The 7,988-nt window shown below is 72.5% G+C and carries 9 protein-coding genes; 7 read left to right on the top strand and 2 right to left on the bottom strand.

The features are described from left to right. Nucleotides 1-246 precede the first annotated feature (246 nt). Both ACWGSR_RS37285 and ACWGSR_RS37280 read right to left on the bottom strand, forming a co-directional pair. Nucleotides 247-462 carry a hypothetical protein gene (locus tag ACWGSR_RS37285; protein WP_376183994.1) on the bottom strand — a complete coding sequence of 72 codons (216 nt, stop codon included), beginning with the start codon at nucleotides 460-462 and terminating at the stop codon, nucleotides 247-249. A gap of 58 nt (nucleotides 463-520) precedes the next feature. Beyond that, on the bottom strand, nucleotides 521-697 hold the full coding sequence (locus ACWGSR_RS37280) for a hypothetical protein (protein ID WP_157028735.1): 177 nt from the start codon (nucleotides 695-697) through the stop codon (nucleotides 521-523). Nucleotides 698-838: 141 nt separating this feature from the next. On the opposite strand from ACWGSR_RS37280, the gene ACWGSR_RS37275 reads away from it, so the two are divergent. The 7 genes from ACWGSR_RS37275 to ACWGSR_RS37245 all read left to right on the top strand — a co-directional run bounded on the left by ACWGSR_RS37275 (nucleotide 839) and on the right by ACWGSR_RS37245 (nucleotide 7,779). Next, complete coding sequence (locus ACWGSR_RS37275; RefSeq protein ID WP_376189705.1) at nucleotides 839-1,027, top strand: hypothetical protein; 189 nt, start codon at nucleotides 839-841, stop codon at nucleotides 1,025-1,027. 915 nt (nucleotides 1,028-1,942) lie between these two features. Beyond that, entirely contained in the window at nucleotides 1,943-2,170 is a 228-nt protein-coding gene (locus tag ACWGSR_RS37270) for a hypothetical protein (protein WP_376041194.1), read from the top strand. A gap of 212 nt (nucleotides 2,171-2,382) precedes the next feature. Further along, entirely contained in the window at nucleotides 2,383-4,362 is a 1,980-nt protein-coding gene (locus tag ACWGSR_RS37265; protein ID WP_385344947.1) for a helix-turn-helix transcriptional regulator, read from the top strand. After that, entirely contained in the window at nucleotides 4,359-5,147 is a 789-nt protein-coding gene (locus ACWGSR_RS37260) for a DUF2637 domain-containing protein (RefSeq protein ID WP_376169341.1), read from the top strand. Before ACWGSR_RS37265 ends, ACWGSR_RS37260 begins: the two co-directional genes overlap by 4 nt. Before the next feature lie 125 nt (nucleotides 5,148-5,272). After that, complete coding sequence (locus tag ACWGSR_RS37255) at nucleotides 5,273-5,500, top strand: hypothetical protein (RefSeq protein WP_376041173.1); 228 nt, start codon at nucleotides 5,273-5,275, stop codon at nucleotides 5,498-5,500. Continuing rightward, the gene (locus ACWGSR_RS37250) at nucleotides 5,500-5,721 is read left to right on the top strand and encodes a hypothetical protein (RefSeq protein WP_376041175.1); all 222 of its coding nucleotides are present in this window, start codon (nucleotides 5,500-5,502) and stop codon (nucleotides 5,719-5,721) included. The genes ACWGSR_RS37255 and ACWGSR_RS37250 overlap by 1 nt, the downstream gene beginning before the upstream one ends. A gap of 501 nt (nucleotides 5,722-6,222) precedes the next feature. After that, the gene (locus tag ACWGSR_RS37245; protein WP_376367728.1) at nucleotides 6,223-7,779 is read left to right on the top strand and encodes a replication protein; all 1,557 of its coding nucleotides are present in this window, start codon (nucleotides 6,223-6,225) and stop codon (nucleotides 7,777-7,779) included. Nucleotides 7,780-7,988: the final 209 nt, after the last annotated feature.

Below are 7,988 nucleotides of genomic sequence, written 5' to 3'. Positions count from 1 at the left end.
GCGCGCCGCCCCCCGGCGGGGCGGCGCGCGGGGCGCCCGCGCCCTGCCGGGCGGCGACGGGCCCTCGCCGGGGCGCCCGGCGGCCCCCCCCCACCGGCGGTCCCACCGCCGGTCCCCCGGCCCAACCACCCGTCCACCCACGGGTGGGTGCGCCTATGGGGCCCACTGGGCACTACCTCGCTCACCCCCCCCAACGCACGACGAAGCCCCCGCCGGACGATCCGGCGGGGGCTTCGAGGGGCGGGGTCAGAGGGCGTTGGGCTCCAGGGAGAAGAACAGCGTGGGGGCGGCGGCGACCGCCTCCCGCTGTTCCTGCGTCGGCTGCGCCTGCGCGATCGTGGCCCGGAGGTCGAGCCAGACCCGCTCGCGGGTCGCGCCCTCAGCGGGGGTGATGACGCCGCTCCAGGTCGCCTGGCGGCCGTCGTGGGACTGCATGGTGAGGATGTACAGGAACTCGCGCATGGGGGCCTCCTGGCGGTGGTTGGGGCGGGGCACCGGCCGGTGCCCCGCCGAGGGGGCGTCAGCTGGCGTCGTACCGCGCCTGCTCCAGCGCGTCCCGGACGGCCTGCTCGCCCTGGATCTCGCCGCGCTCGATCGCGGCGTACACGGCGGCCGAGCCCATGTACATCCGGTCCTGGAAGTTGACCCCCTCGGAGGAGGAGGAGTCGTCGTTCTTCTTGCCACCGAACAGGCCCATGATGATCTCCCTTGCGGTTGTGTCAGCTTGTGCCGACCGCTTCACTATGACACGACTGTGTCAGTCTGCGCAAGCCCCGTCGAATTGAGAATGCCTAGGTGTGTGTCGTGGCTCGTGCTCCTGGCGCTCGTTGATCCCGGCATGAGTACGAGCGATGACGTTGCGGGTGGGGCCGAGCCGACGCAGGAGTACGGCGTGCTGTGGGTGCCGGTGAGGTGTCCGGGCGACTGCCTGTGCTCGGACTGCTCGGGTGCGGGGGACATGTGGGCCGACGCCCAAGCGGAGATGCGGGAGGAGCTGGGCGAGGACCCGTTGGGTCCTGATGCCTAGGTGTGGCGGTCGAAAGTGCCAGAGGTGTGGTGCGGAGCCGGATGATGTGCACGTGCAGAACAGTGATGCGAGCAGGGCGGAGCGGGCGCGGTGGTGTGGGTGGTGTGGGCTGCCGATTCCGGGGCCGCATCCGGTGGTGGGGCGGCCGCGGCTGTACTGCCGGACGGGTGGGTGCCGGACGCGGGCGGCGGAGCACAGGCGGGAGCAGGCCCGGACGCGGGCGGCGGTGCTGGCGGCGGAGCGCGCGGTGCTCGGCCGACCGGAGGAGCCGATCGTGCCGCCCGCGCCGGGATCTGCACGTGCGCAACCCCGGCGGCCGCAGCCGCGGGATGCTCCGCCGGCTACCCCGCCGCGTCCGCCCCGGCCGGTGGTGGGCGGGGAGGATCTGCCGCTGTGGTGACGGGTCGCGGCCGCCGACCCTGACGGTCCCCCAGGTGCCCGCCGCGCCCTCGTAAGGCGGGGCCAGAGCGGGGGGGTCCCTCCGGTCGGGCGGCACTCACGGTGTGCCGCGGGTTCTGGGGGGGTGGAGCTTGCGGAGCCCCCCCAGGTTCCGTGGCAGGGTGCGGAGGGCTGTCCGACCGGAGGGACCCCCCCGCGACCCCTGCCGACCCACCCACGGACCCGCAGTGGCGTACGGCGCCCCCTCCCCCTCTGGGAGCGGTGGCCCGGGGGTGCAGGGGGCGGAGCGCCCCTGCGTAGTGACCCGCGCGATCTCTCCGGCCTCCCCCGCACCCCTCCCCGCGTCCCTGTGTGGCCCGCTGACGGCCGATGAGGGGCGCCGTGCCCTCTGGGTCCGGTATCCGGCTGACAGGGCCGCAGAGGGGCGCCTAGGGTCGCCGCGTGATCACCGGGGGGCAATGATGACTCAGACTGAGACGCTTGCAAAAGGCGGATCGATGTGTCAGAGTCAGTCGCATGACGCAGACACCGGCCCAACTGAGGGCCCAAGCCGAAGCAGCACTCAAGCCTTTGGGAGCGAAGAGGATCAGGCTCCTGGCTCAGCTGGAGCAGCTCGACGCGGAGATCCGTCCGGTGATCGTGGAGGCGGTCCGGATGGAGGTCCCCTACCGCAGGATTCGGGACCTGACAGGGGTCTCCCCGAACACCTCGGCCGCGTGGCGGAAGGCGGCCGAGGCGGAGTGATCTGAGGGGCTCCTCGCGCGCGTATATGCGCGCGTGCGTAGGGCCCCCCTCCCCTCCCCCGACCGCAACCCGCAACCTTGCAGGTCAGAGGCGGTTGCACCCCGCAACCCGACCGCAACCTGCAACCAGAGGCGCAACCAGCAAACGAAGACGGGCCGGACCGCCGCAGCGAACGGCGATCCGACCCTCATCCACGCACCTGAAGGAGAACCGTGGACGTGAAGGAAGTTTGGCGGAAGGCGACCGATTCGACCAAGTCCGCCTGGCGGGCATCGGCCACCGAGGTGACCAACGTGGTCGATGCCCTGTCCCCCATGTGCGCCCCTGTGGCGGCTCGGTGGGACGCGGCGGCGGACCGGCGCCAGGCGCTCCGGACGCCGGAAAATCTCAAGAAGCTCATGGCCGCTCAGCGTGAGAACACGTCGGCGAGGGCGACGGCCGCGACCGCGAAGGGGCAGCGGACGGCGGCACGGCAGGCGAGCAAGAACCCGTGGAACGGCGCCCGGCGGGCGGCGAAGACGGCGGACAGGGCGGCGCGGTCGCACCGGATCGCCGCGCGGGCCGCGTTGAAGGAGGCGCGGGCGAACTACCCGGCGACGATGGCGCAGGTAGCCCGGCGGTGGCACGCCGTGCATGTCGTCCCGGCGGCGGTCGGCACGTACGCGTGGTCGACGCCTGCGGACTGGGAGACGTGGCCTTTGGCCACCTCGGTCGCGGTCATCGCGGCCAACGCCTCGGCGCTGTGGCTCGGTCGCCGGTCGGTCTCCGTGCAGGTCGAGGATGGGGTCACGGCGGAGGAACGCCGCTTGCTGGAGCGCCTGGACCCGTCGTACTGGGTGCAGCACGCCGACTCGCGCGGCCTGTCCGGCACGCTGACCGAGCGGCCCGAAGTGACGGCGGCCGGGATCGTGTGCGGCGTCCGGCTGGACGGCAAGGGCTGGTCGGCGAAGAAGCTCGCGGCCGAGTCCGCGGCGGTCCGCGCCCTGCTCGGGATGCGGACCGAGACGCGGATGCAGATCAGCGATGGCAGCCATGGCGACCGCGCGCTGATCGTGATCCGCACCCGGTCCGCGTCGGACGGCATCTCGATGACCTGGACGCCGGAGCACACCGGCATCGGCGTGGACGAGGTGACCGGCGAGATCGTGGACGTGCCGATGGCGGGCACGCACAAGCTGATCGCGGGCGTCACGAACATGGGCAAGAGCGTCTCGTGGCGGCCGTGGATGATGCAGGCCGTGGCCGACCCGCTGTGGGCGGGCATCCTCCTCGACCCGAAGCGGCTGGAAGCCCGGCTGTGGCAGGGGAAGGTCCGGACGGAGGGTCACCAGCGCGGCTCGAACGAGGAGATCCGGCAGGCGATCTACGACGCGATCTGCGAGCTGGTCGCGGAGATGCAGCACCGGCAGGAGATCGCGGACGTCACGCAGTGGGTGCCGACGCCGGAGCACCCGAGCCTCTTGGTCGTCATCGAGGAGGGACGGCAAATCCTCCAGATGGCCAAGGACAACCGGTGGAAGGACGTCCTCGACCTGATCGACGACCTGTACACCCTGGCCCGCGCGACGGGGATCTGGATCATCTGGGCGACCCAGTACCCGTCCCGCACGAACGGCGGCGTCACGGCGATGGTCAGCGAGAACAGCCTCACGGTCATGTCGCTGACGGTGGACTCGCCGGTGTCCGACCGCGTGGTCTACGGCGAGAACGCGGCGACGACGGGCTGGGAGCCGTCGACGCTCGGCGGCATCCCTGGCCGGGCCCTGATCAAGCACAAGGACCGCAAACCCAGCCCGGTGCGGATCTGGCACGTCCTGGATGAGGCGGTGGAGGCGCTCCCGAAGGTGACCCCGTGGCAGCACGTCGCCACCTTGGCGCCGGAGCCCGCCGACCCGGGCGGCGGGCCGCGCCTGACCCTGGTGAAGGAGGCACCCGAAGCGGCGGCCGAGGAAGCGCCGGCGCCCCGCGCTGAGGAATCCGCGGCGACCCCGGCCGGTACCCCGACCAACCGGAATCGGGTCCTGGACACGGTCCGGTCGGCGTCCGGCCCGCTCGCCCAGAAGGACATCGTGGCGGCGACCGGCATCGACAAGGGCGGCGTCTCCCGCGCCGTCGCGGCGCTCGTCAAGTCCGGCGACGTGGCCAAGACCCCGGCAGGGATCGTCATCGCGGGCAAGGAGGTGTCGGCATGAGCAAGCAGACGATGGAGAGGGCCGCGCTGATCGCGGCCGGGCTCGTGATCGTGACCCTGACCGCCCTTGCCTTCTGGCTCAGTTACGCACACCTCGCCGAGGTGGCCGGCCAGCACGGCCTGGCAGGCTCCCCGATCCGCCAGTGGGCATGGCCCGCGACCCTCGACGCCTTCATCGTCGGCGGCGAACTGCTCATGCTGCGGGCCGGTCTCCAGGGCCGCACCGACTGGTGGGCGATCACCGCCACGGCGGCCGGGTCGATCGGCTCGATCGTCCTCAACGTCGCCGGAGTGGCCGGAGCGAGGGACGGTCAGCACGTGCCCTTCCTCGACTACGTGACCGCCGCTGTCCCCCCCACTGCCGCACTGCTGGCTTTCGGGCTCCTCATGAGGCAGGTCCACGGCCTCGTGGACGACGCCGCACCCGCCGTCGAGCCGGGCAGGGACACCGAGGTGTCCACAGTGGACGCCCCGGTGTCCCCCACCCCCCTGCCGGAGCCTGTGCCGGCCACCGCATCGCCGCAGGTCATCTGCGGGGCACACCTCGAAATCCCGCCTGTCCCCCCCCGCCCGAAGCTGAGCACCGAGGAAGCCCGCGCCGCGATCGAGCAGGCATGGCGGGACGGCCTGAGCGTCCGTGAGGCGGCCCGGGTGTCCACCCGCGCCCCCTCGCAGGTGCAGCGGGTGTACGCACGCCTCGACACCGAGAACGCCCCCGTCCACCCGCGACACGACGACGACCACATCGAGGGTCAGACCGAGATTGAGGTCCCGGCCGCCGCGTGACCGAGAGAGGGTCAGGGGACACCTCCCCTGACCCTCTTGCGCAGGCTGACACATTGTGTCAGACTGACTCACGTCCGCCTGATCCACCCTCACCCGGCGGGGCGCCGCCACCACCAGGAGGAACCATGCACGAGACCCAGCTTGACGATGTGCCCGCCCGTATCACCGCGTCCGCCGCGCGGCTCGGCGGACCGGCCGCCACCCCGGCCGAGAAGGCAGACGCAGCCGCTCTCCTGCGGGACCTGCTGGAGGCCGCTCGCAGCCACGGCGTCACCCTCGCGCACTTCGACGCCGTGGCCGACCTCCCGCAGGCGGCCCTGATGGTCATCCGCTCGGCCCGCGAGGAGGCGTGATGGCGACCCCGGCCGACATGTCTCACGCGATGCTGATCGCGATCCTCATGCACCACGGCGGCTCGCTCGACCTGCCCGCCGGCGCTTTCCAGAAGGACGCGCTCGGCGGCCTGGACGGCGCGTTCCACGCCGTGGCGATGGAGCCCCGCCTCGATGGCACGGTCCGCATCAGCGTCCAGCCCCGCCCCGCCGGGGACGAGGGAGGAATCACCACGATCTGACCGACACGACGATGCCCCGCCGGTGATCCGGCGGGGCGTCTCGCTCGTAAGGGATGATCACCCCTCAGAAATGGCAACGGCCCGGGCATCTCACCTCCCGGGCCGCCCGCCTCCGCAGGTGCCAAACCACCGAACGGAAACGTTGCTGTGACCAGAGTACGGAGCGAAGCGCCTCCTTCGCCACAGCGGCCCGCCCGCCGCACATGCCGCCGTAGCGGCTGCTCGAAGAAGTTCACCCCAAACCCCCGCACACCGGGCCAAACGTACTGCTCCCCGAACTGCCGGAAGCGCGCTTCCGAGGCGGACGCGGTTCGACCCCCGAAAACGGGGTCTGACCTGCAGAAAGACACCTCCCGAGGTGTCCGCTTCTTGGTAACTGACGAACAGAGTTGTCAGATCGCCGAAACCGCAGGTCAGAGCGGTGCGGTCGATGGGGCCACCGAGGGGGGTCCGGTCACGGTCGTCACCCCGGCTCTGCGGCGGTGGCGGCGCCGCCGGATCATGCAGGAGATCACCGCGATCGACCGGTGCCGGAAGTGCGCGCGCCGCGCCGTGGCGCCGGAGCTGGGCACGCTGACGGCCCGCACCGAGGACGGGAAGGCGTCCGGCCGCGGGGTCCAGCTCTGCGAGTCGATCTGGGCGTGCGCGGTGTGCGAGAGCGCCAAGCGCGCCGAGGACACCCACGAGCTGACCACGGCCGCTCTGCGGTGGCTGGCCCGTGGGGGGACTCTGGCGGCCGTGGTGCTGACCACCCGGCACACCCGTGCGGACGCACTGGACGACCTGGTCTGTGCCCTGTGGGGGACGCGGCAGCGCGTGGACGAGACGACGGGGGAGGTCACGCCGAGGGTCCCGGGCGCCTACCAGCGGCTCCTGACATCGCAGAGCTTCCGGCGCCACGTGGCCCCGGCGGTCGGCTACATCGGCATGGCGCGTAACCCGGAGATCACCCGCTCGCAGGCGGGCGGGTGGCACCCGCACCTGAACCTGCTGGTGTTCCTCGGTGGCCAGTTGGAGGGCACCCCGGCCAACGGCCAGCTGATCTACACGGATGAGGACGGCAACGGGTACTTCGAGCCGGGCGAGGGCCGGAGCTGCACGTTCGAGCCGCCCGCCGAGGACCTGGAGGCGTTCGAGGAGTGGATGCACGGCTTCTGGGCGGGGGCTCTGCGGTCGATCGACCCGACGTACGAGACGTCGACCGAGTGTGAGCGGGCCAACTGCAAGTGCGGCGGCAAGGGCCACGGTGTGCGCATCGACGTGATCCGGTCGCCCGATGACAAGGCGCTGATCGAGTACCTGACCAAGGTGGGCGGGGAGACGGCCAAGTCGGTCCAGGCCGACGTGGACGCGGCCAAGGGCGCGGCGGCCGAAGTCGCCCACTCGACGGCCAAGGGCGCCAAGGGCACCCGGTCGATGACCGCCTTTCAGTTCCTTGACCGGCTGTGGGCGATCGAGCGCGACGGCCTGGCCGAGGCCGACGCCCCGGGGTACGGGACGGCCGAGCAGTGCCGTGCGTGGTCGCTGGAGTACGAGGCCGCGACCCGGGGCCGGCGGGCGTTCGAGATGACCCGGGGCCTCGCCCGGCACACCGACCTGGCGGGCGAGCTGGAGGCGTACCGCTACCAAGAGATGCACCGCCGCCTGCTCGGCGGTGTGGTCCTGACCTCGGAGGCGCACGGCCAGGTGGCCGAGGCTGGGAGCGACTTCGCCGTGGCCGAGCTGGTGGCCGCCAGCCTCGAGGCAGAGGTGGCCGGCCTGGTGGCCGACGCGGGTGGCCGGGCGGACCACGCGCGGGTCGTGGACGAGGCCGGAGCCGCGGAGTGGGTGGAGTCCCTGGCGGAGGTGATGGCCGCCAAGGCCCGGCAGCGGGCGGCCGAGAGGGCGGAGTGGGACCGGCTGGCCGAGGCCGGGCACGGCCTGGTGCCGTGCGAGCCGTGCGGCGGCACCGGCCACCGCGAGGAGTACGCCGCCATCCACGGCGGCCAGTGCTTCCCCTGCGGCGGCACCGGCCGGGTCATCGGCGACGCCGACGACGACCAGGAGCACGACGGCTGACCGCGCATTGTTCCAATGCGCACTACCTCGCTGTGGTGATCTGCTGCGGGACGGCGGGCGTTATGGGGCGGCCGGTCACGGCCCGGACCGGCCGCCGGCGGGGATGGTGGGACCTCCCTCCGGCTCTGCGGAGAGAGGTGTCGCTCCGTCGGGGGGCTTGCCGGGCGGCCGGTCCGTGCAGGTCGGTGAGCTGGGCAAGCCGCGGGCGC

It is taken from the genome of Streptomyces sp. NPDC055632 (assembly GCF_053618675.1).
Note: the sequence above shows the minus strand (reverse complement) of the source record. Positions and strands in the feature narration are given on the sequence as shown.

Coding starts and splice junctions, on each gene's coding strand:
- ACWGSR_RS37285 (WP_376183994.1), bottom strand. CDS start 462: ATGCGCGAGTTCCTGTACATCCTCACCATGCAGTCCCACGACGGCCGC.
- ACWGSR_RS37280 (WP_157028735.1), bottom strand. CDS start 697: ATGGGCCTGTTCGGTGGCAAGAAGAACGACGACTCCTCCTCCTCCGAG.
- ACWGSR_RS37275 (WP_376189705.1), top strand. CDS start 839: ATGAGTACGAGCGATGACGTTGCGGGTGGGGCCGAGCCGACGCAGGAG.
- ACWGSR_RS37270 (WP_376041194.1), top strand. CDS start 1,943: ATGACGCAGACACCGGCCCAACTGAGGGCCCAAGCCGAAGCAGCACTC.
- ACWGSR_RS37260 (WP_376169341.1), top strand. CDS start 4,359: ATGAGCAAGCAGACGATGGAGAGGGCCGCGCTGATCGCGGCCGGGCTC.
- ACWGSR_RS37255 (WP_376041173.1), top strand. CDS start 5,273: ATGCACGAGACCCAGCTTGACGATGTGCCCGCCCGTATCACCGCGTCC.
- ACWGSR_RS37250 (WP_376041175.1), top strand. CDS start 5,500: ATGGCGACCCCGGCCGACATGTCTCACGCGATGCTGATCGCGATCCTC.
- ACWGSR_RS37245 (WP_376367728.1), top strand. CDS start 6,223: ATGCAGGAGATCACCGCGATCGACCGGTGCCGGAAGTGCGCGCGCCGC.